This is a genomic window from Flavobacterium sp. CLA17 (genome assembly GCF_013112255.2).
GTDB lineage: Bacteria > Bacteroidota > Bacteroidia > Flavobacteriales > Flavobacteriaceae > Flavobacterium > Flavobacterium circumlabens.
On the sequence record NZ_CP068294.1, the window covers coordinates 1,893,826 to 1,917,113 of the forward strand.

The window sequence follows — 23,288 nt, forward strand, 5'->3', positions numbered from 1 at the left end:
AATCATTATTCTTAGTATATAAATCGTTACTTTTGCCGCGCAGACCGCCTTATCGTCGTCCGCTTCGGCGGAGGGAGGAAAGTCCGGACACCACAGAGAAGCATAGCGGGTAACACCCGTCGGTCTTAGCAATAAGGCAAGGACAAGTGCAACAGAAAGTATGTACAGGTAATGCTGTAGTGAAACCAGGTAAACTCTATGCGGTGAAATACCAAGTATATCAGCATTTAAGGGCTTCTCGTTCGTTGTTGAAGGGTAGGTAGCTCGAGCTTATGAGTAATTGTAAGCCTAGATAAATGATAAGGCTCTGATTTATCAGGGACAGAATCCGGCTTATAGGTCTGCATTTTTTATATATTTGTGAATCCATCTAATTAATTTTCATGAATAGTACTACCCCCAAACTCCCGAATAAACCTAAAAAAAGCACTTTTTCAATAATTATAACCAATCTTACTTTTTGGGTTCTGATTGCCATTATTGCAGGTGTTCTGCTTGGTCATTTTTCTCCTGAAAACGGTATGAAAATGGAAATCGTCGGTAAGACCTTTGTCGACATTATCAAGCTTTTTATTGGTCCTATTATCTTTCTTACGATTGTTCTGGGAATTTCCGGAATGGGAAACCTCAAAAAAGTAGGCCGTATAGGTGTAAAAGCCCTGGGTTATTTTGAAATTGTTTCTACAGTGGCCTTAGCCATTGGTGTTACGATTGCTTATGTTTTTAAACCCGGTAAAATCGATAAGACAGGATTGGCCCTGCAAGACGCCAGTCAGTATACCAATCATGCTGCGGAAAACTTTTCCTGGTTGCAATTCTTTCTTTCTAATTTTACGCTTCAGATTTTACTGGCGGCAATTGTCTGTGGTATTGCATTGAATTTTTATCAGAAAAGAGAACAGACGATTTTGGTTTTGGAACGTTTCTCGAAAGTGGTTTTTACAGGTTTGAAATATGTAATGTATCTCGCTCCGCTTGGTGCTTTTGGCGGAATGGCATATACCATTGGTAAGTTTGGCCTGCAGACTTTGATTCCGCTTGGTAAGCTGATGCTTTGCGTTTATCTGACGATGATTTTGTTTGTGTTTTTAATTTTGGGAAGTATCCTGAAATATTATAAAATAAGTATTGTTTCGATTTTAAAATATATAAAAGAAGAGCTTTTATTGGTTCTCGGAACTTCCTCTTCCGAAGCTGCTTTACCCAGTATAATGGTGAAACTGGAGCGAATGGGCTGCAGTAAATCGGTTGTGGGATTGGTGATTCCGACCGGATATTCTTTTAATCTCGACGGAACTTCGATTTACTTATCAATGTCGGTGATTTTTTTGGCGCAGTTGTATGACGTTCATTTGAGTTTCTTCGAAATTCTGAGCGTTATTGGTATTTTGATGATTACCTCAAAAGGTGCTGCCGGTGTGACCGGAAGCGGTTTTATTGTCCTGGCGTCGACGTTAACGGCAATCCATAAAATTCCGGTTGAAGGATTAGCTTTTTTATTAGGCGTAGATAAATTTATGAGTGAAGCCAGAGCCATAACCAACCTAATCGGGAATACAGTAGCGACAATTGTGATTTCTAAAAGTGAACATGACTTTACGGAGCTGAATCTGGAACCTGTTACAGAAGAGTAGTATCCCTTGCGAGTATGGGAAGCGGATTAAATGGATTCGCTAAAGCAAAAACGCGGATTTAAACAGATTTTTTTATTTACATTGAAATGGAGGGTAATATTTAAAGTTGGCATTTAACTCAGACATTTCACATTTTACATTTAACATGAAAACAAGAATTGGAATATTAGGTTTAGGTGGAGTAGGCGGCTATTTTGGCGGACTTTTAGCGAAAGCGTATCAGGAATCTGAAGACATAGAAATTGTGTTTATTGCTCGTGGCGAAACGTTAAAAGTAGTTTCTGAATCGGGATTGAAGATTATTACCAGGGATTCAGAAATAGTTGTTTTTCCCAAAGTAGTTTCAGATGATCCGGTGGTTATTGGCAAACTCGATTACCTAATTTGTGCCACTAAAACCTATGATATTGAAGAAAGCCTTCTTGCTTTAAGTAAATGCATCAAAAAAAACACCGTAATCATTCCGTTATACAATGGAGTTGATGCGACGGAACGTATCAGTACACTTTTTCCGGATAATGAAGTGCTGCAAGGCTGTGTCTATATTTTTTCGATGATTGAATCGCCTGGTGTGATTCATAATGTAGGATCGTTGCAAAGATTATTTTTTGGTTCTGAAAGTGCTTCCGTTTACAAAATGAAAGCCTTGCAAAACATCCTTAAAAACGCAGCAATCGATAGTCATCTGGTAGATAATATTGAAGATACGGTTTGGGAGAAATTTGTTTTTATATCCGTACTGGCTTCAGCAACATGTTATTTGAATTTTAATATTGGAGAAATTTTAGAAAGCCGGACAGGCAGAAATATATATGTCTCCCTAATGAATGAAATTACAATGATTGCAGCGGTAAAGGGATTAAATCTTCCTGAGGACATTATTCTTCAAACGATTTTAAAACTCGAAAAAACACCACCTGAAACAACTTCATCGATGCATCGCGATTTGTTGGCCGGAAGAAATATAGAATTGGCTTCATTAACCGAATTTGTAGTTAATGAAGGCCAGAAATATGAAGTTGAAACCCCAACGTATCAATTGGTTTTAGATAAATTAGGAAACCCAAATAAATCAATAATCTAAGACTCGTCTTTTGTCCCGCGAACCAAGCTGATTCCTGACATGAAAAAGACGATCCCAAGTATTCCGTAAATAATTAGGGATTTTATATCTCTGGTTTCGCCAGAAGTGCCTGCGAAAATAACTGCTGTGTAAATTAGTCCGATAATACCCAGGACTGTAAGTAATCCTCCAAATAATCTTTTTAGATTCATGATTTGTGTTTTTAAATGTTAACAGCAAATGTATTTTAATTAATAATCAAATAGTTATACAATTACGGGTATGGATTATAAGATTTACAGTTGAATATGTAAGAAAATAATCTGTTTTTTTATATCGTGGCACTGTTTTAAGACTATATTTGCGCCATCAACTTGAAAAAAAAATGAGAAAAAACTACCTGTTTTTATTTTTATCGCTGCTTTTAACGAATACTCTTTTGGCACAGGAAGAGGCTCCGGCTACTGTCGTAAAAAATCAATTTAAGATTAACATGTTATATCCCGGCTTTGTTTACGAGCACGGTTTTTCAGATAAAAACACGCTTTATTCCGAAGTTAATTTTGGTTTGGGATATCGTTATAACAGTTATTATGACGAATCAACGGTGTATTTTTTTCCTTCCATTAATGAGCAGTTTCGTCATTACTATAATTTTGCAAAGAGAGCTGCTAAAGGAAAAAGAACAGCTCATAACTCCGCTAATTTTGTTGCTTTATCTGCTTACTATAATTTTAAATCTATCGCTACCAATGAAAAATATGGAGAATATTGCCCGTCTTTCACTATAGCTCCACTTTGGGGATTTCAGCGCACGTATAAAAGAAAATTTAATTTAGAAGTACATCTGGGAGCTGGGATTAATGTAGATAAATTCGATACTGAATTTACTCCTATCGGTAATCTTACTTTGGGTTGGGTAATTGGAAAATAAGCTATGATAAAAAAAATACTTTTCTTTTTGTTGGTTTTGTTCTGTATAAAATCAAATGCACAGCATGCCAGAGTATTTGCAAATATTTCAGCCTATTTGCATTCTGACTTTCAAAATAATTCTTTTTCCGAATTTGGAACTGGTTTAGAGGTAAAAGTACATCGCTTTCTGAAACCGGAAGTAGGAGTTAGCTATTTTATCGGAAGTCTGGAGGATTACAGTAAAGTTGACCAACAGGGAAATAAGCTTGATCTCAGAACCAGTAAGGTATATACTCTTAATTTTAACCTGACACCTAAAATTTCGTTATATAGTAAAGAAGTAAATTCGGGAGATGTGTTTATTCAGATATTGCCCCGATTTAATGTTTCAAAAATCAGCGCAGATCGGTATTACACTGTTATCAATCCAATTAAACCATCGGCTTCTGTTACTACAAAAGAAACAGTCAGCGAATGGTATCAGTCATTTGGAATAGGATTAGGAATCGATATTGTACTTTCGGATAAAAGTTATGATTCACTTTCGGTTAATTTGTATTACAACGGAGTGAATATGGGAAAAGCCTTAACGGAAGTAAACCATTCTAATTCACGAATTAATACAGATACGGTTGGGATGGGAATAAGCTATTATCTGGGATTTGAAAAAAAGAAAAATTAAAGCATTAGATTCTTAAATTTTAAATTCAATACCAATATTTCGAATGCTTTCGATACTGATTTTAGCATCTTCCTTAAAATATTTCCTGATTTTACTGATGTAAACATCCATACTTCTGCCGGAGAAAAAATCGTCATTGCCCCAAATGGCTTTCAGGATTTGTTCCCTTTTTAGCAATTGGTTTTTATGCGAGTAAAAGTACTGAATCAAAGCAGCTTCTTTTTCAGTGAGTTGCTGATTTTGCTGGTTGAGTTTCAAAGTCAGCCGTTTGGTATCAAAACAATACAATCCGATCTGAATTTCTTCGTTGTCCGTTGAAAGGTTTTTTTGCAGGCTTCTTTTTAAGATGTTTTGTAAACGTAAAATTAGTTCTTCAGCTTCAAAAGGTTTTACAATATAATCGTCTGCACCGAGTTTTAGTCCAATGATTTTGTCTTCTTTTAATTTTTTGGCTGTCAGGAAAATAAAAGGAATTTCAGGGTTTATTTTGTTAATTTTTTCTGCTAATGAAAAACCGTCCAGTTTAGGCATCATCACATCAAAAACACAAATGTCAAAACGTTGCTTTTTAAAAAGATCCAGTGCCATTTCACCATCTTCGGCCCAAATAACTTCATAGTGGTAAAGCTCCAGATATTGCCTGAGCACGTTCGCAAAATCAAAATCATCTTCGGCTAAAAGTATTCTTTTCAATGGGAAATGATTTAAACTTTAAACATAATCGTAAATACAGCCCCTTTTCCTAAATCGCTTATCACGGCAATCGAACCCTGATGCGCTTTTATAATTTGATCAACATAATATAAACCCAGTCCAAGGCCTTTTGCATTGTGTAAATTGCCTTGTTCCACTCTATAGAATTTTTCAAAAAGCAAGGCCTGTTTGTTTTTTGAAATCCCGATTCCGTCATCTTCAATACTGACTGAAAACTGGTCCTGATGTTTTCTTGTTTTGACGGAGATATTGTTGGAACCATATTTTACGGCATTTTCCAGTACATTTAAAATAGCCGTAGTCAAATGAAATTTATCTAAAACCAATACTGTTTTTTGCGTTTGAAAATCGGTTTCAATGGTAATTTTCGGATTACCAATTTTAAAATCTTCTATAATCGAAAGCAGGAAAGTTTCGGTATTTATTTTTTCTTTTTGTAATTCGATTTCATTTTCAGCCAGTGAGTTCGCTAAAACCTGATCAATCAAACTCTGCAAACGATTATTCTGGCGCGAGATTGTATTGATAATCGCATTGAAGTTTTCGTCGTTCTCCCGAATGTTTTTCTGTTCCAGTATTTTCGTTGAAATTCCTAATGTGGCCAAAGGCGTTTTGAGTTCGTGTGTGATATTGTTGATGAAATCAGTCTTTACATCGCTTACTTTTTTTTGTTTGATCAAAGCTTTGATCGCAATTATAAAAAGCGTTATTAAAGTAAAAACAGAAAGTAAAGACAAAGTCAGCACAACTGCCATACGCCTTAAAATAATCAGTTCCCAGTCGATTACCGAAATGTACATTGAATCTTCCGTCAGTAATTTATAATCCTGATTTTCAAATGTTCCATTCGTTGTTCCGACATAATTCCGAACTAAAAAAGCATGATTCAATGAAGCCAGATTTCCGTATAATTTATTCTGAATAAAAGGTTTTTGAGAAAAAATGGTGTCTGTTTTTTTTGCGTTTTGATACAGTATGAATTTATTCAGGACAATGGCAAAATCAATTTTAAGATCGGGCAATTCCCGTGCAAACTTGCGTTGAATTTTCTGTGTTAAAGCATTCTGATATTCGTTTTCCAGAATGCTGTTTCTGATTTCAGATTTGGTCTTTTTTCCCTGAAGATAGTTTTCCGATAATAGTTTATAAAGCGCTTCTTTTTTGCTGACCAGTACAGAATCAATATCACTGTAATTATGGGAAACCTGGGCAATTTCATTCTTGATCTCGGTATGAAATTGTGCTACTTTATAATCGTAAGCCGTTTTTACCAAATAATATTGTACCGCCGATAATATAAGCAGTGCAAAAACAGAAAGTGTGATTAATAAATTGATTCTTTGTTTCATTCCATTGTAAATTCAGATCAAAAATAAAGCTTTTATCAAACAAAAAAAGCATTAACGTCCCATTAACCTCCAATTAACTTCCGGAACGTTTTATTAGAAGCATTTTTGTACCTCTCAAACCAAAATCTTCTTACCGTATGAAAATTTACTTTTTCTTAAAAATCATTTTATTTGTATTGCTTTTTTGTTTTTCAATCGCCGGATATGCACAGGTTGAAACGCCTAAAGACACTATTTCCAATCAACTGAATGAAGTTCTGATTACTGCTGATAAAAAAGCGTTTTCAAATCAAAACGGAAATATAAAAGTTGACGTTGCAAATTCGATTTATAACTCAGTTCCCAATACTTTGGATTTACTATCAAAATTGCCAACAGTTCTCCTAAGTGCTGATCGGGAAAATATTTCGGTTATTGGAAAAGGAAATGCTTTGATTTATATCGATAATCAAAAAGTTGGGATTGAAGATTTGAATACTTTGGCAGTGGGTGATATCAAAACTATCGAAATTATCAAAAATCCTTCAGCAAAATATGAGGCCGAGGGAAGAGTAGTTATTTTAATTACCCTAAAATTCAGTAAAAAAGAAGGTTTTAAAACGGCTGTTTCTGAAACGGCTTCCTTTAAAAAATCATTCAATAATTACTTTGGACTGAATTCCAGTTTCAAAAATAACAAGTTTGAATGGAAAGCCAATTTTAATTATAATCAATTGCAGCCCTGGGAAAGTCATAAGATTAATTATGAGATTCCTGATGCCGACATTATTTCCAATTATAAGGTCGCGGCATTTACAAAAAGAACCGAATTTATTTACGGAGGAGGATTGTTTTACAAGATGAATGAGGAGGATTACCTGTCGTTTAATTTAAGTGCAAGATCCCGACGCGGACCTTTTGATATTGGCACCCAAACCTATAATAAAAAGGGAAACAGCGAAAATAATGTCATTACGCTGAGTGATAATAATGATGCCAAAAGGTTTTTAAACACGTTTATTAATTATTCTAAAAAGATAAAACCTATTAATACACAACTGTTTGCAGGTTTTCAGTATTCCGGATTTAATCAGGATCAAAATTCATTGGCCAGAAATAATTTTAATGATACGCAGTTTGAATGGGCGCAGGAAAGTATCCAGAAATTTAACGTGCATGTTTTTTCGGGAAGAGTAGATCTGGAAAAGAAATTCAAAAATGAAATGAAACTGGAACTGGGCGGATTGTATTTGGCAGCGAAAGCGAAAACTGATTTTCAAATCACCAATTTTGAAACCGGTACTATGGTAATTTCAAAATACCATCTCGATGAAAAAAATATCGCCGCCTATACGCAATTCTCCGGAAAGATAAAAAAAATGGAACTGTCAGCCGGATTGCGAATAGAAAATACAAATGCCAAAGGAAAATTTGAAAGTGAAAATGAAGCTTTGATCCATAAAAATTACATTGATGTTTTTCCGAAAGTAGCACTCAATTTTCCAATTAACAGCTCGCGATCGATTAGTGTCAACTTCGCCAAAAGTATTTCAAGGCCCAATTATTCGTCTACAAGTCAGGGCGCCACGTATATCAATCCTTACTTTTTATATTCGCGAAATATCAATTTAAATCCTACAATTACAAATGAAATTGCAACGAGTTTTCAATACAGGGAAAAATCGGTACGTTTGAGTTATTATCGAAATTCTGATCCGGTGTACAGCAGTTTTACTTTTGATAATCAGAATAATGTACTCATTTTTAAAGAAGTAAATTACAAGAAAGAATCCGGGTTTAACCTCGATTTTACTTTGCCTTTTGAATATAAATTCTGGTCCGTGACGAACAGCCTGACTTTTATAAGCAATAAAATAGAGGACCAGTCAGCAGTATTTTCAGAATCGAGACCCTACTTGTATTATTATTCCAATAACACTTTTAAACTTCCAAAAGAATATGCTTTAACAGCTACAGTCTGGGGATTAACAACACAAAAAGAAGGTGTTTTTGAAAGTAATGCCAAATGTATTTTAGATGTAGCGGTTTCAAAAACATATTTTAAGAACTGGGATTTTACTTTGAGTTTCAATGATGTTTTTAAAAGTACGATCTACGGTGAAAAATTTACGGTAAATCATATAAGTTCACAATCCCGATACGGTGTAGATACACATGAAATTGCATTGGCAATAAAATATTCTTTTGGTAAGATAAGGAATATCGAATTTAAGGAAAAGAATATTGATGAGAATTCCGGTAGAATTAAATAAAAGAAAAGCCCTTGTGATCAAGGACTTTTGTATTTTTAAAAAAGAAATCGATTATCCTTCGTCTTCTTCTGTAGCTTTACTGGATGTTTCATTACTAAGTTCTTCATCATCGTCTGTAGAATTCAATTCGAAGAAAGTAAAAAAGGAACCTCCACAACTTTTCTGAAACGAGAAATTACTCAAATGTTCCAGTTTGGTATATTTAGAATGTTCGATGACCATCATTCCGTCCTCGTGAAGCAAATCTCTTTCGAAAACCGTCAGGACAATTTTTTCAAAAGTTGCCTGATCTAAAGCGTAAGGAGGATCTGCAAAAATAATATCGTAAGAAGTTTTGCAATTTTCAAGGAATTTAAAAACATCGCTTTTTGTTGCGGCGATTTCAAAATCATATTCTGACGAAACCTGTTTGATGAATTTTACGCATCCAAAATCCCCATCAACAGACGTAATTGGGGCACTTCCTCGTGAAGCGAATTCGAAACTGATATTTCCGGTACCTGAAAATAAATCCAGAACCTTCAAACCCTCAAAACTAAAATGATTGTTCAGAACATTAAACAATGCCTCTTTACTCATGTCAGTTGTTGGTCGTACAGGAAGGTTTTTGGGTGGAAAAATGCGGCGTCCTTTGAATTTTCCTGAAATGATTCTCATGATTGAAATAAGATATAATGTTTTTGATTCTGAGCAATGGAGTAGTTGTTTTTTTCTTGTAACCTGCTTACATCCAAAAATGTAACGTTACGAATGTATTTATACGCAATGGTATAAAAAGGATCATTTTTAGTTATCGTTCCCAATAGTTCGAGATGAAAACTTTCAGGATTTAAACTTAATTGCTCCGCTGTAAAAAGCAGATAATATAAAAAATCTTCCGGTGTCTGATATTCGAATGAGTTGAATAACAGCAGTTTTTGGTTCTGTACCACAATCAGTTCAAAGTGATCCGGATTAAAATTAACGATCATTTTTTTATCGTCGTTATTTTTAGAAGCTTCCAGCATCTTTTCAATTAAAATACTGTTAGCGTGTTTGTAATCAAACGAACCCACCTGATCAATTAAAAAATTATTGATATTTACATAGGGTATATAAACCGTATTCATGTGGTAATTTGAAATCTGATCGTAGGTAAAAAAATCAGTTTCAAAAACCTTGGTATTATATTGCAGGTAACTGCCTAGATAATTTTCATCAAATAAAGCAGTAGGCACAAAAGTCGAAAGATTGTTATTATGAATGACGATTATATCGTCATAAGTGTCTTTCAGTTCAGGATGTTTTTTAAAAGCATCACCGTACAATTCTTCTATTTTGGATCCTTTTTGTGTTGGTGTAAATTCTACTTCATTAAAAGAAGTAATGCTATTATTAAGCGTGTCAAAACAACAAAACGAAAATCCGTTCAGCGAAACCTGAATAGAAAGTTTTTTGTATTTTTTGGATGTTATATTAGTATTTTGAAATGCCATAATCTGATTTACAATTCATTACCCGTTGTAGTGTCAAGAAAGAATTTAATTTAAACACAAACTTACAAATTAAAAAGCAACAATAATAATTGCAATTTCAAAAACAACATTTTAGTAAAGTTACGGGCTTATTATATTTTTATTAATTCTTTAATTTCAGTTGGTTCCTTTTCGAAAATATTATGATTAAAATTGATTTTTGAAATTGCCTTTAACGCTAAAAAGACCGTACTTTGTAGTTCAATTTTATCTTATGAATTCAGCACTGTTTTATAGCGTTTTACAAAAAAAATTCCCTTTTGCCCCAACCTATAAACAGGATATATTTTTTCAGAAAATTGCTATTTTCCTGACAGAACCGGACAACAATACCATTTTTGTATTGAAAGGATATGCCGGAACAGGTAAAACGACTGTGATCTCTACGATTGTAAATAATTTGGGTGATATCAACAAGAAGTTTGTTTTGCTTGCACCAACCGGACGCGCCGCAAAAGTAATCGCGAATTATTCGAATACGCCTGCCTTTACCATTCATAAAAAAATATATTTCCCTAAAAAATCATCCGGCGGAGGAGTTGCTTTTACGAAACAAATCAACAAGCATAAAAACACTATTTTTATTGTTGATGAGGCTTCGATGATTTCAGACAGCAATTCAGATTCGAAATTGTACGATAACGGGTCGTTGTTAGACGATTTGATTTCCTACGTTTATTCCGGGACCAATTGCAAAATGATTCTTTTGGGAGATACTGCGCAGCTGCCTCCTGTTAATTTGGATATTAGTCCGGCGCTTGATACCCATACTTTGGGTGCCCATTACGATAAAGAAATCGAACATATCGAATTGGACGAAGTAATGCGTCAGGAGGAAAGTTCGGGAATTTTGTATAATGCTACAGAGTTGCGTGAATTATTGAAGGAATCTTTTATAACGGAATTTAAATTCAATGTAAAAAAATTCAAAGATATTGTCAGGCTTACCGATGGATATGATATTCAGGACGCCATAAATACCGCTTACAGCAATTATAGTATTGAAGATACGGCTTTTATAGTGCGTTCCAATAAAAGAGCCAATCAGTACAACGAGCAGATCAGGACCAGAATCCTTTTTAAAGAAAGTGAACTTTCGGTTGGCGATTTCCTGATGGTAGTGAAGAATAATTATTTTTGGTTAAAGGAAACTGATGAAGCCGGATTTATTGCCAACGGAGATATTATTGAAGTGCTGGAGCTTTTTGGAATCAAAGAGCTTTACGGATTCAATTTTGCGAAGGTAAAAATCAGAATGGTCGATTATCCGGATCAGAAACCTTTCGAAACGGTTTTAATTTTAGATACCATAAAAAGCGAATCGCCTTCTTTGACATATGAAGAATCCAATCGTTTGTACGAAGAAGTGATGAAGGATTATGAAGACGAGACGACCAAATACAAGAAGTTTCAAAAGGTAAAAAATAACGAGTATTTCAATGGTTTGCAGGTTAAGTTTTCTTATGCCATTACCTGTCACAAATCGCAGGGAGGGCAGTGGGACACGGTTTTTGTCGAGCAGCCATATCTGCCAAACGGAATCGACCGTGATTACATCAGATGGCTTTACACTGCGATGACACGTGCTAAAAATAAGTTATATTTGATAGGCTTTAAAGACGAAAGTTTTGAGGAATAAATTTTAGCCACAGATTAAAATAATTCTCACAGATATAAATGCAGAAGATTAGAAAATATTTTTTAATCCCTTAATCTGTGGCAAGAAGTTTTATCAGATTTTTTTTGGTAGAAATTCAAATAATTCGTGGCAAAAAGAAAACATTTTAAAAAATGACAACACTAAACGATTTACATTCGATTTCATCCACGTTTTCGAATACCGATAAAATGCCGGTTCTGTTTTTAGGGCACGGCAGTCCGATGAATGCCATTGAAGAAAATCAGTTTGTGGCTGGTTTTCGTAATCTGGCCAAAACATTGCCGCAGCCCAATGCTATTTTATGTATTTCGGCACACTGGTTTACCAATGGAACCAAAGTAACAGCCATGCAAATGCCAAGAACAATCCATGATTTCGGAGGTTTTCCGCAGGCACTTTTTGATGTGCAATATCCGGCAAAAGGAAGCCCTGAACTGGCGCAGGAAACCAAAAAAATATTAGAACCTGTAAATGTTGATTTAGACGAGCACTGGGGTTTGGATCATGGTGCATGGAGTGTAATCAAACATTTATATCCGGAAGCTAATGTTCCGGTCATTCAGTTGAGTATTGATTATACCAAATCCGGGCAATATCATTTTGAGCTGGCGCAGAAACTACAGGCATTGCGTCACAAAGGCGTTTTGATTATTGGAAGCGGGAATATTGTTCACAATTTACTTTTAGTAGATTTTAGAAATTTTGATAAAGACAATTATGGTTTTGACTGGGCGATTGAAGCCCGTGAAACCGTTAATAATTATTTACTGGATGGCAATTTTCAGCCCCTGATTCATTTCGAAAAAATGAATAAAGCCATTCAGTTGGCGATACCAACTCCGGATCATTATTTACCGCTGCTGTATACTTTAGGATTAAAGCAGGAATCAGAAGAATTGAGTCTGTTTAATGATAAATTACTGGCAGGTTCCCTTAGTATGACCTCTGTAAAAATAATGTAATAAAGATTTCACTGAGATTCGCAGAGAATAAAAATAGAAATTAAAAGAAATTAAGAATGAAAATAATAGCTGTAATTCCGGCACGATATGCCTCTACACGTTTTCCCGCTAAACTAATGCAGGATTTAGGAGGTAAAACCGTTATTTTAAGAACATATGAAGCAGCAGTTGCCACCCGATTATTTGACGACGTTTTTGTAGTAACCGATTCTGATCTGATTTTTAATGAAATTGTTTCGAACGGTGGTAAAGCCATCATGAGCATCAAAGAACACGAATCCGGAAGCGATCGGATTGCAGAAGCAATAGCCAATTTAGACGTTGATATCGTGGTGAACGTGCAGGGAGATGAACCCTTTACGGAAGCAGGCCCATTAGAGCAGGTTTTGGCTGTTTTTAAGAACGATCCGGATCATAAAGTAGATTTGGCTTCACTGATGCGTGAAATTACAGATGAGGATGAAATTAATAATCCGAATAATGTAAAAGTAGTGGTCGATCAGTCACAGTTTGCCTTGTATTTTTCACGCTCTGTAATTCCGTATCCGAGAGATAAAGAGGTTGGAGTGCGCTATTTTCAGCATATCGGAATTTATGCCTTTAGAAAACAGGCATTGCTGGATTTTTACAGTCTTCCAATGAAATCCCTTGAAGCTTCTGAAAAATTAGAACAGCTTCGTTATCTCGAATTTGGAAAACGAATCAAAATGGTTGAAACCACTCATGTAGGAATCGGAATTGATACCGTTGAAGATTTAGAAAAAGCGAGAGCTATTTTGAGAGATATATAATATAAATGTGAAAGTGAAACGTAAGATGTAAAATGTGAATCACGAAACAAAAAAAGGTCCCTGAGAAAATTTCTTTTTCCAAGGGACCTTTTTTTATACTATTTTTTTATTGTATACGCATGTCAGACTGAGCGAAGTCGAAGTCCCCCCACAGAAAGTCCTCAATCTTTGCCGAGTTACGAGTGTGATTTCTCCCTTCGGTCGAAATGATAACCTATGGGCAAAACCATAAAAAAAGCTCCAATTTTGGAGCTTTTTTTTATATTGAAATCAAAGAAAATTATTGATACAAATTCGGAAATTTAGTTGGATTCACTTCATTCATCATGTTGTAAACTTTCTCGAAAATATCTTCAGCAGAAGGTTTAGAGAAATAGTCACCATCAGTTCCGTAAGCAGGTCGGTGTGCTTTTGCAGCCAGGGTTTGTGGTTTACTGTCCAGATATTTATACGCATCCTGTTCTTCGAGGATTTGCTGTAAAATAAAAGCTGAAGCTCCACCGGGAACATCTTCATCGATTACTAAAAGACGATTTGTTTTGGCAACACTTTTTACGATGTCATGGCTCACATCAAACGGAAGTAAAGACTGGATATCGATCACTTCGCAATCAATTCCTAAATCCAGTAATTCGGTTGCAGCCTGTTCTACTAATCTTAAGGTAGACCCGTAAGAAACTAAAGTGATATCAGCACCTTCTTTTAGCGTTTCAACAACTCCGATTGGTGTTTTGAATTCCCCAAAATTAAGAGGTGTTTTTTCTTTTAAACGATATCCGTTCAGACATTCAATAACAAGGGCAGGTTCATCACACTCTAAAAGCGCGTTATAGAAACCGGCAGCCTGTGTCATGTTTCTCGGAACCAAAACGTGGATTCCGCGAATAGCATTAATAATCATTCCCATCGGCGAACCGGAATGCCAGATACCTTCCAAACGGTGTCCGCGGGTTCTGATGATTAACGGCGCTTTTTGTTTTCCAACAGTTCTGTATTGTAATGTAGCCAAATCATCGCTCATGATTTGAATCGCGTACAGTAAATAATCTAAATATTGAATCTCAGCAATCGGACGTAAACCTCTTAAGGCCATACCAATTCCCTGTCCAAGAATAGTAGCTTCCCTGATCCCAACATCGGCAACGCGGAGTTCACCGTATTTTTCCTGCATACCTTCAAGCCCTTGGTTGACATCACCAATGTTTCCGACATCTTCACCGAAAATCAATGTTTCCGGATATTTTGTGAAAAGCGCATCGAAGTTATCACGAAGAATCATTCTTCCGTCTAAATCAGCCTTGGCATTATCTGCATATTCAGGAAGTACTTTCTGTACTGAAAATACATTTTCAGCCGAGTTAGAATGCAAATTACTGCTGAAATTTTCCTGAGTAAGTTCGATATAAGCTGTAATCCAGTTGGATAATAACAGTTTACTGTTTGGAACTTCAATAAAACGCAATATTTTTCGGGCTATAACAAGCATCTCCTTTTTTAAAGGCGATTTTATAGCACTTAATTCAGAGATATATTTTTGAATTTTATCTTTATGATTGATACTGGCAGCTGAAATTTGCTCCAATAAAACCAAAAGATTTTTCTGGTCTTCAATAATTGGATTGATAAATGAATTCCAGGCATCTTTCTTCGCTTCAAGAATTTCTTTTTTGATTTCAAAATCAATTTCAGCCAATTCCTCAGGTGATGCAATATTGATGGCAATCATCCATAAACGCATCTGACGAATACAGTCGAAATCTCTTTCCCAGCCCAGTCTTTCTGCATTTTTGTAACGTTCGTGTGATCCTGAAGTCGAATGCCCCTGCGGTTGTGTTAACTCATTTACGTGAATTAAAACCGGTACATGTTCTTCGCGTGCAATTGCTGCAGCTTTTTCGTAAGTAGAAACCAGTTCGGCATAATCCCAGCCTTTTACCCTGAAAATTTCATACCCTTTTGAATCTTCGTCACGCTGATATCCTTTAAGGATTTCAGAGATGTTTTCTTTCGTCGTCTGATGTTTTGCGTGAACCGAAATTCCGTATTCATCATCCCACACACTCATGACCATCGGAACCTGTAAAACTCCGGCAGCATTTATGGTTTCAAAAAATAATCCTTCAGAAGTACTTGCATTTCCGATAGTTCCCCAGGCAACTTCGTTTCCGTTTACAGAAAATTTATCTTTGGTTGTAATCCCGTCAACATTTCTGTAAATTTTAGAAGCCTGCGCTAATCCTAACAACCTTGGCATCTGCCCGGCTGTAGGAGATATATCTGCACTTGAGTTTTTTTGTTTTGTTAAGTCTTTCCAGGAACCGTCTTCGTTTAAACTGTGTGTAACGAAGTGACCGCCCATTTGTCTTCCTGCAGACATCGGATCAAAATCTAAATCGGTATGACCGTATAAACCGGCGAAAAATTGCCTTGGAGTAAGTTCTCCGATAGCCATCATAAAAGTCTGATCACGATAATATCCGGAACGGAAATCCCCATTTTTAAAAGCTTTTGCCATAGCAAGCTGTGGCACTTCTTTCCCGTCACCAAATATTCCAAATTTGGCCTTTCCTGTCAACACTTCTTTACGTCCTAAAAGACTACATTCGCGGCTGGTTACAGCAATTTTATAGTCATTCAGTACCTCAGTTTTGAAATCTTCGAAAGTCAATGTTGTATTGTTTTTTTCTTTAATCATAATCTGGAATGGTCATGTTATGCGGCAAAATTACTTAAAAAGTATCAATAATCATAATTCATTAAAATAAATATAATTTAATTATTTACAAGTAAATTGCTAAAACTACGTACTTTTTTTATTGAATATTCAATGTATTTGAGTTACTAATGAATATAATTTACGTTTTTGTTTAAAATTTATTCAATTACAACCACTTTCGGGTAAAAAGATTGACTAATGTTTTAGGAGAAAAAGTGACCACAAATCGTATTTTTTCATTGTATTTGTTTTGAGAAACTTCCCAGCCATTATTAGAGTACACCGGAAAATAGAGTTCAAAGTAATCCGGAACGAGGTTCAGTCGGATTCCGGCATCATATGCAAAATCAGCTGTTTGCTGTTTACTTTTCATAAGACCAAGGTCTCCGTAAGCCTCAATCCAGTTCCAGATCGAATAACTGGCATTCAAAGTGGTCATCCATCGATTGGCGTATCGCGGTTCGATCTTAGATTTAAAACCACCTTCAGCCATGACAAATTGCTGACTGAATATTCCGGTACTTTCAGATCTTCCCAGAAAATTATAATCAAACAAATAATCTGTCGGCCTGTCTAAACCAAAACTAAAATAGTCTGAATTGGTAGTGTTGTATAGGAAGCTTCCGGCATACAATCTCAGATTTAGCCTTCTATTATTTTCAAATAACCTTCTGTATTCCACTTCTCCGGCCAGTTTTCCGAAATCACCAGAAAATTGAACATCGGTCATAAAATTAAAATGATCGACCAATTCCGTTTTGGTATTCATGTAGCGTGCGTTAAAAACAGAATAATTGGGTTTTGAATTGTCCGTTATATATTGGCTTGCTTCCCGATTTACTATTACCTGACGCATCAGGAAAAGCTGCTTTCTGTTATCCCTGAAATTTTCTTCCCGAATCCTGAACTGCACCATCGGATTCAATCTGAAATACGTCGCGTCCGGAGCGTAATGATAGTAATTCTGACTGATAGAATATCTTATATTATAAAGCTTGCTGTTACGGTAATAATGACTTAGCGAAAAGGCAGAAGAACCGGATATCGTACCGGCATTAATAGAATAGGCAGGGTTAATATCAAAAATAAAGGGCTTCTCTAAAATAGTTTTGTTGTGAAAACGTACTCCCGGAGTCAGACCATCATAATAATTATAGGTAAGAGTCGGAATATATAATATCTGATTGTAATAGGGATCTTCGAGATCTTTGGCGAAATTAAATTTTATCGGGCGATTTGTTATCACCAGACTTTTCAATGATTTCCAGTTGTTTCGTAAATTGTATTCCGGAACTTCATTGTCATAATTCAAAACTATTTTATCCGCTTTTTTTCGGTCAAAAACATAAATTGAATCATTGTTTTTAGGTTCAATCCACTTCTTAAAAACAACTTCATTTTTTCTGATTCCATACACCGGAATTGGAGTAAATACATTGGTCTTGTTTCGTATCGAAAATTGTATGCTGTCTTTCGTTCTGGATACATTCGAAAATTTGTAATCGATAATATCACGGGAATCAATAATGGTTTTAAAGAACCACCGGATATCTTTTGCACTGTTTTTGGTTAGTATTGTTTCGAAATCAGATCTGTCGGCTTGTTGGGTTTTATTTAAATCATAAAACTCCTGAACGCTCTCCGGAACAATATCATGGTTTAGATAATCATCTAAATAACTCAGGCTTAAACCTGCACGGTACTTACTTGCAATCTGTTCGTTGAATTTTATCAGGGTGTTTTTGGGGTCTCCAAGAGGCTGATCCAGATTTTTTCTGGCCATTAGCATATAATAATAGCTGTATTGCTCGTTAAAAGTCAGATTAGCAATATTGTAACTCTTGAAGAGTTTCATGTTCGAAAGACTTCCCAGCATCTTCTGATCCAAATGATTTTCTTCCATGAATTTCATCATGCTGTAAATCTGAATCCCGTCGTAAACCCAGTTGTCTTTTCTGGGATCTAAACGCAGACTGTTCTTTAAATAATTGTTGAGATAGGTTTTTAAAAAAGTAATTTCAAATATAAAATCATCTGAAAACGGACTAATAAACGACGGCAATTGATTTAATCCGTAAAAAGGATTCCGGTCATAATCGACCTGTGAAACCGTAATTTTCTCATGAGGATACTTTCCGATAAAAGCACTGGCAAAATTGACCACTTTATTAATGATGATTGCCTGCTGGATATCACTGAGTTTTTTGTTCTTTAGGTTGGAAAGAACTTCGATTGACCCATTTTGATAGCTTTTGAAACTATTTTGCTTTTCGATAAATAAGTTGAAATCAGTCCTGTTGTTACCTGAAAAAGAATAAATGGCCGACTGTGGATTTGTCAGATCTGTAGAAACCGAATTTAAATCGGTTGTAATCGAATAACCATTCGGAATTTTTATTGCGATTTCATAATTAGTCGTCGCATTTGCAATATCATCCAGATTGAAGTTATTATATTTTATAAAAGTATGATTTTCGAAACGGGCAGCGCTTAAATACCAGTTTTTCAAATTCATTCCGCCATTTTGGTCAAAACCATAATCGGTGAATTTATCACTCGGAATCTTGGCAATATAATTTATGTGCAGTTCCATTTTTTGATTCGGAGGAAGCTTTTGTTTTAGTTTTATGACAATGTAATCCGGATTTTTATCGGTCCGTTCCCATTCAAGGGCGAGATCAGCAGAATTTGTCAGATTCAGAATAGTGGTGTTTCCTCTTTCTTCGGCATTGGCCAAATGAAAACCACGATAAAATTCGTCTGAAAAACGTTTGGCTAACGGGGTATTTTTGTTTGAAAAGGCGTTATTCCAGTCATTAAGTACAATCGAATCCAGAGAATCGTTAGAAGTGTTGTAAAATATAAGATCCTGTTTGATATTCAGTGTTTTCAATTCAAAATTTACCGCAGCTTCTATCTTTGAATGATGCTGCGCGTATTGTTTCATTGAACTGAATAAAACGAAAAGGAAAAAGATTATTTTATAAAATGATCTCAATAGGTGCTTATGTTTTTAGAATATATCTTTATTTACGAGCTTTGAATTGTTTTGGATTTTTGTAAAAATAGTATAAAAAAAGCTGTTAAAAAAAACAGCTTTAATTTTTTGCAATATGTTGATGTAATTTAACCATTTAAGTTATTTAAGTTCATATAAATTTTACTTTTGTTGCTTCAGACTTAAATGAATTCAAATAGCTTAAACGGTTTAAAAATATTTTAGAAATTCGGACTCAAATCATATTTTTTGTAAAATTTATCCAGAGCCTCAACAACTTCATCTTCAGTATCTACGATCTTAAATAAGTTCAGATCTTCCGGGCTTACCGTCTGCATTTTTTCAACAAGTACCGTTTTTACCCATTCGATCAGTCCCGACCAAAATTCAACACCCACCAATATAATTGGGAATTTTCCAATTTTTTTCGTCTGAATCAAAGTAATCGCTTCAAACATTTCATCTAAAGTTCCAAAACCACCCGGCATCACTACGAATCCCTGCGAATATTTTACGAACATTACTTTTCTCACAAAGAAATAATCGAAATTCAGGTTTTTATCGTGATCAATATAAGGGTTGAAATGTTGTTCAAAAGGCAATTCAATGTTCAGTCCAACCGAAGTTCCGCCTCCTAAATGCGCGCCTTTATTTCCGGCTTCCATGATTCCGGGACCACCACCGGTAATTACACCGTAACCGGCTTTACTAATTTTATAGGCAATTTTTTCAGCCAGTAAATAATATTTATCCTCTGGTTTTGTTCTTGCTGATCCAAAAATTGATACGCACGGACCGATACGTCCCATGCTTTCGTAACCATTTACAAATTCGGCCATGATTTTAAAAATCGCCCAGCTGTCATTGGTTCTGATTTCATTCCACGTTTTTTGTTTCAAACGGTCCTGAATTACTTTATCCTCATCATTATCAAAATCTTCTAATCTCATTTTAGGTATTTTAATTATTTATATTTTTTATTTAAGTTGTGTCTTTTAAATTGTCATCCTGAGAGAAGTCGAAGGAGCTGTTTCCTGCTGTCCTTCCAAATCTTTTGCGCCGAACCCCGGCACAAAAGGATTTTCCCTCCCATCAGGGCTAGGGCATCACTTTTCAATTGAAGCATTAGTTTTAAAAATGAAAAAATCTTTTTTAATTAATACGTTTGTTCTTCAATTGATTTGGTAATGTTGCTTTTAACTTTTCCGGTATGTTCTGTGGTTTTAGATTCAATCAGCATTATAGAACATTCTTCAACCGATGAAACCCTGTGATTGACGCATTTTTTTACAACGAATAAATCGCCTTTTCTCATGATGAATGATGGTTTGTTTTCAATTTCCATTAAAAGTTCCCCGTCGACAATGTAAAATAATTCGTCTTCATTTTCATGATTATGCCACGGCACTTCCTGACCTTTTATTTTAGCCACTTTAATATACTGATCGTTTACTTCATCAATTATTTTAGGTGAAAAATAGTGGTCAACGGTACTGAATTTTTCTTTTAGATTCATAGATTTTATCTTAGTACTTGTCAAAATCAAAAAAACGTTGACAAAATGGGCGTACTAAATTAATCCTTTTTTTGAGAATTGTTATAAAAATGTGGGTTTATTAATTGAATTGTAACATTTTTAAAGGTTTGGTTTTGGTTGGGGTTTCATTATCAATAGATTAAGTTATTGTAAGGAATACGAACTAATATCTGTTGTCACGTCGCAGAATCTTCTGCCAGTTTAGGGTTGTGTTTAATTAATTTTAAAGATAAGTATGTATTTAATCTCTATTTTTTTTTTGGTTTAAAGAGATTTTTTATTAAATCTTGTTTTTTAAAATAATTAATAATTCTTCAAGTTTTTTGTATAATTCATTTATTTCGCTCGATGGTATTATAATCTTGATTTTTATACCATTTTTGGATTTACCTTTTTCTCTATCATTAGTGTTGATACTAAATAAAGTATCATCGCTTTCAAAAATATCCTCAACTTTAACATTTAATATTTTGGCCATTTTTTTCCATTCTTCTGTTGAAATTTTTATCAGACCTTTTTCTCTTCTATTGTATTGGGATTGATCCATAAATAGTAGTTCTGCAATCTGTTCCTGAGATAATTTTTTCTCCTTTCTTTCGGCTTTTAATCTATTTTGTATCATTTATCCTAAATTTTTAATTTAACAAAATTAACAATAAAGTAGGATTATATTTATATTTTATGGCTCGGTTTACATATTATTTTGTATGTTCACATTTTTAATTAGAATTTAAAAAGTGAAATTTGTCTTACAAAATTTTTCGCGGGAGTTTGTGTAATATTTTAAATTATTAATTTAAACAATTTTAAAAATGAAAAAAATGATTTATTCAACTGTTGTTATGATGTTATTTATAACTGTTTCTATGGGAAACATTAAAAAAAATCATATTCGAATTCTAACTTTAAAAGAAAATAAAAATACTGAGATAATCAGATTAAAATATTCTGATAAAACTGAGAATGTAGATTTAAAATTTAATGAAAAGTGTTATAGAGAAAAAAGTGATTTTGCCGGGTTTGTATGCTGGCTATTTAATATGCATTGCCAACCGATCTAATTTATTTAAAAAGAATTATTTAAACAGCTATAATTCATTATAGCTGTTTTTTGTCGATAAAAACTCTAAATATGAAAATTGAAATAAAAGAAATATTTTTTTTACTACTTTTAATTACTTTATGTAAGTATAATGTTTTTTCACAAGACAGCAGACTTATGGGAAAATGGGTAAATAATGTAGATTACTCAGATATCAATTATATAGAATTTAAAAATGATAATATAGCAATATTATCTCAAGGCGAAAAGCAGTCCCCTCCGTTTTTATTTATTACAGATTTTACAAAAGAACCAGTCCGGATAAATATGAAGGTTGAGAAGAATGGTATTGAAGCTAAAATACTAGGACTGTTGCATTTTATTAACTCGGATAAAATAAAAATAGAATTTTTTCATGGTGAATTTGAAGAACAGCCCAGGGCTTTTTCTTTAAATAAAAACTCTCAAAGCCAATTATATATTTTTAATCGTTTAAAATAGATGGTAAAAATGATATTTAAGTACTATTTTGATGTTAATTTTTTTAACCTTATTTATTCTTTTCTACTAAGTCTATTATTTTTTAATTTTTATTTCATGCCAATTATTTTTGCCAGCATTGGAACGATTTTGGGTGTTTTAAGCTTTCAGTATTTTTATGGTAATGAATATTATTTTTATCATAATAAAGGATTTACTAAAAAGAGATTAAATTTGATTGTTCTGTTTTTAAATGTTTTTATTTCGATTATTGTCTCCATAACTTATCAGCTAATAAAATGAATGTTTTAGAAATTAAAAATGTAAATAAATCTTTTAAACAAAAACAAATTTTAAAAAATTTGTCATTTCAATTTTGTACAGGTGAAATAAATGCAATTTTTGGACGAAATGGTAGTGGTAAATCGACTCTCTTAAAACTTATTTATGGAACTTTAAAATCGGATAGCATAGAGATTAGAATCAATGGAGAGTTCATAAAAGAGAGTAACGTAATTTTGGATAATAGAATTGGTTATTTACCACAAAAAGATTTCTTACCTAAAAGATTAAAAGTCTCAGAAATAATTTTCATGTATTTTAATGATGAAGATAAACAAGATAAAATATTTTATGCTCCTCGAATTAATAATATACAAAATCGTAAAATTTGGGAATTATCTCTTGGAGAAAGAAGGTATTTGGAAATTATTTTACTAGGTAATTTAAATCATAATTTTTTATTATTAGATGAGCCGTTTTCTATGGTTGAACCTTTATTTGTTGAAATAATTAAAGATTTTTTAAATAATATAAAAGAAACGAAAGGAATAATTTTGACGGATCATTATTATGAAGATGCTATGCAAATTGCAAACAAAATATTTTTAATAAAGGAAGGGGATAAGATAAATATTCATGATAAAAATGATTTAGTTTATCATGGATATTTATCTCAGTAAAAATTTAAATTTTAAGA

21 protein-coding genes and 1 other RNA gene are annotated in these 23,288 nt (G+C 34.0%); 12 read left to right on the forward strand and 10 right to left on the reverse strand.

Features of this window, described 5'->3' with window-relative positions; genetic code table 11:
• Positions 1–36: 36 nt before the first annotated feature.
• The 3 genes from rnpB (at position 37) to HAV12_RS08315 (ending at position 2,718) form a co-directional block, all read left to right on the forward strand.
• Positions 37–352: RNase P RNA component class A (gene rnpB / locus HAV12_RS08305), an RNA gene on the forward strand.
• Positions 353–383: 31 nt separating this feature from the next.
• Positions 384–1,634: a cation:dicarboxylate symporter family transporter gene (locus tag HAV12_RS08310; protein WP_171569229.1), complete on the forward strand. Its 1,251-nt coding sequence runs from the start codon at positions 384–386 to the stop codon at positions 1,632–1,634.
• Between the two features lie 145 nt (positions 1,635–1,779).
• Positions 1,780–2,718, forward strand: coding sequence for a ketopantoate reductase family protein (locus tag HAV12_RS08315; RefSeq protein WP_171569230.1), 939 nt, complete (start codon positions 1,780–1,782; stop codon positions 2,716–2,718).
• On the opposite strand, the gene HAV12_RS08320 is transcribed toward HAV12_RS08315, so the two are convergent.
• A complete protein-coding gene (locus tag HAV12_RS08320; protein ID WP_132035431.1) occupies positions 2,715–2,909 on the reverse strand; it encodes a hypothetical protein in 195 nt (64 codons plus the stop codon). The genes HAV12_RS08315 and HAV12_RS08320 overlap by 4 nt on opposite strands.
• Positions 2,910–3,082: 173 nt before the next feature.
• Here HAV12_RS08320 and HAV12_RS08325 point away from each other — a divergent pair, with 173 nt between their 5' ends.
• Both HAV12_RS08325 and HAV12_RS08330 read left to right on the forward strand, forming a co-directional pair.
• Positions 3,083–3,631, forward strand: coding sequence for a hypothetical protein (locus HAV12_RS08325; RefSeq protein ID WP_171569231.1), 549 nt, complete (start codon positions 3,083–3,085; stop codon positions 3,629–3,631).
• A gap of 3 nt (positions 3,632–3,634) precedes the next feature.
• Positions 3,635–4,294: a hypothetical protein gene (locus tag HAV12_RS08330; RefSeq protein ID WP_171569232.1), complete on the forward strand. Its 660-nt coding sequence runs from the start codon at positions 3,635–3,637 to the stop codon at positions 4,292–4,294.
• Positions 4,295–4,306: 12 nt separating this feature from the next.
• Here HAV12_RS08330 and HAV12_RS08335 read toward each other — a convergent pair whose 3' ends face one another.
• Together HAV12_RS08335 and HAV12_RS08340 are read right to left on the reverse strand one after the other, a co-directional pair.
• Positions 4,307–4,987, reverse strand: a complete 681-nt coding sequence (locus HAV12_RS08335; RefSeq protein ID WP_171569233.1) for a response regulator transcription factor — start codon at positions 4,985–4,987, stop codon at positions 4,307–4,309.
• An 11-nt stretch (positions 4,988–4,998) separates the two neighbouring features.
• Positions 4,999–6,357 carry a sensor histidine kinase KdpD gene (locus tag HAV12_RS08340; RefSeq protein ID WP_171569234.1) on the reverse strand — a complete coding sequence of 453 codons (1,359 nt, stop codon included), beginning with the start codon at positions 6,355–6,357 and terminating at the stop codon, positions 4,999–5,001.
• A gap of 137 nt (positions 6,358–6,494) precedes the next feature.
• On the opposite strand from HAV12_RS08340, the gene HAV12_RS08345 reads away from it, so the two are divergent.
• A complete protein-coding gene (locus HAV12_RS08345; RefSeq protein WP_171569235.1) occupies positions 6,495–8,609 on the forward strand; it encodes an outer membrane beta-barrel family protein in 2,115 nt (704 codons plus the stop codon).
• Positions 8,610–8,660: 51 nt separating this feature from the next.
• Here HAV12_RS08345 and HAV12_RS08350 read toward each other — a convergent pair whose 3' ends face one another.
• Positions 8,661–9,266 (reverse strand): RsmD family RNA methyltransferase, encoded by a 606-nt coding sequence (locus tag HAV12_RS08350; protein ID WP_171569236.1) that lies wholly within the window; start codon positions 9,264–9,266, stop codon positions 8,661–8,663.
• A complete protein-coding gene (locus HAV12_RS08355; RefSeq protein WP_171569237.1) occupies positions 9,263–10,084 on the reverse strand; it encodes a DUF3822 family protein in 822 nt (273 codons plus the stop codon). Before HAV12_RS08355 ends, HAV12_RS08350 begins: the two co-directional genes overlap by 4 nt.
• A gap of 253 nt (positions 10,085–10,337) precedes the next feature.
• On the opposite strand from HAV12_RS08355, the gene HAV12_RS08360 reads away from it, so the two are divergent.
• The 3 genes from HAV12_RS08360 to kdsB all read left to right on the forward strand — a co-directional run bounded on the left by HAV12_RS08360 (position 10,338) and on the right by kdsB (position 13,536).
• Positions 10,338–11,762: an ATP-dependent RecD-like DNA helicase gene (locus tag HAV12_RS08360; protein WP_171569238.1), complete on the forward strand. Its 1,425-nt coding sequence runs from the start codon at positions 10,338–10,340 to the stop codon at positions 11,760–11,762.
• 152 nt (positions 11,763–11,914) lie between these two features.
• Positions 11,915–12,745 (forward strand): 4,5-DOPA dioxygenase extradiol, encoded by an 831-nt coding sequence (gene ygiD, locus HAV12_RS08365; protein WP_171569239.1) that lies wholly within the window; start codon positions 11,915–11,917, stop codon positions 12,743–12,745.
• 56 nt (positions 12,746–12,801) lie between these two features.
• Positions 12,802–13,536: a 3-deoxy-manno-octulosonate cytidylyltransferase gene (gene kdsB / locus HAV12_RS08370; RefSeq protein ID WP_171569240.1), complete on the forward strand. Its 735-nt coding sequence runs from the start codon at positions 12,802–12,804 to the stop codon at positions 13,534–13,536.
• Positions 13,537–13,816: 280 nt separating this feature from the next.
• Here kdsB and HAV12_RS08375 read toward each other — a convergent pair whose 3' ends face one another.
• The 5 genes from HAV12_RS08375 to HAV12_RS08395 all read right to left on the reverse strand — a co-directional run bounded on the left by HAV12_RS08375 (position 13,817) and on the right by HAV12_RS08395 (position 21,409).
• The gene (locus tag HAV12_RS08375) at positions 13,817–16,231 is read right to left on the reverse strand and encodes a thiamine pyrophosphate-dependent enzyme (protein WP_171569241.1); all 2,415 of its coding nucleotides are present in this window, start codon (positions 16,229–16,231) and stop codon (positions 13,817–13,819) included.
• A gap of 187 nt (positions 16,232–16,418) precedes the next feature.
• A complete protein-coding gene (locus HAV12_RS08380) occupies positions 16,419–19,199 on the reverse strand; it encodes an aminopeptidase (protein ID WP_240345251.1) in 2,781 nt (926 codons plus the stop codon).
• Between the two features lie 272 nt (positions 19,200–19,471).
• On the reverse strand, positions 19,472–20,200 hold the full coding sequence (locus HAV12_RS08385; RefSeq protein WP_132035465.1) for a TIGR00730 family Rossman fold protein: 729 nt from the start codon (positions 20,198–20,200) through the stop codon (positions 19,472–19,474).
• A 206-nt stretch (positions 20,201–20,406) separates the two neighbouring features.
• Positions 20,407–20,766 (reverse strand): cupin domain-containing protein, encoded by a 360-nt coding sequence (locus HAV12_RS08390; protein WP_171569242.1) that lies wholly within the window; start codon positions 20,764–20,766, stop codon positions 20,407–20,409.
• Positions 20,767–21,067: 301 nt separating this feature from the next.
• Positions 21,068–21,409 carry a helix-turn-helix transcriptional regulator gene (locus tag HAV12_RS08395; RefSeq protein WP_171569243.1) on the reverse strand — a complete coding sequence of 114 codons (342 nt, stop codon included), beginning with the start codon at positions 21,407–21,409 and terminating at the stop codon, positions 21,068–21,070.
• A gap of 190 nt (positions 21,410–21,599) precedes the next feature.
• Between HAV12_RS08395 and HAV12_RS08400 the strand changes: the two genes are divergently transcribed.
• The 3 genes from HAV12_RS08400 to HAV12_RS08410 all read left to right on the forward strand — a co-directional run bounded on the left by HAV12_RS08400 (position 21,600) and on the right by HAV12_RS08410 (position 23,271).
• A complete protein-coding gene (locus tag HAV12_RS08400) occupies positions 21,600–21,848 on the forward strand; it encodes a hypothetical protein (protein ID WP_171569244.1) in 249 nt (82 codons plus the stop codon).
• A gap of 71 nt (positions 21,849–21,919) precedes the next feature.
• The gene (locus HAV12_RS08405; protein WP_171569245.1) at positions 21,920–22,330 is read left to right on the forward strand and encodes a hypothetical protein; all 411 of its coding nucleotides are present in this window, start codon (positions 21,920–21,922) and stop codon (positions 22,328–22,330) included.
• A 278-nt stretch (positions 22,331–22,608) separates the two neighbouring features.
• Positions 22,609–23,271: an ATP-binding cassette domain-containing protein gene (locus tag HAV12_RS08410; RefSeq protein ID WP_171569246.1), complete on the forward strand. Its 663-nt coding sequence runs from the start codon at positions 22,609–22,611 to the stop codon at positions 23,269–23,271.
• The last annotated feature ends 17 nt before the right edge of the window (positions 23,272–23,288 follow it).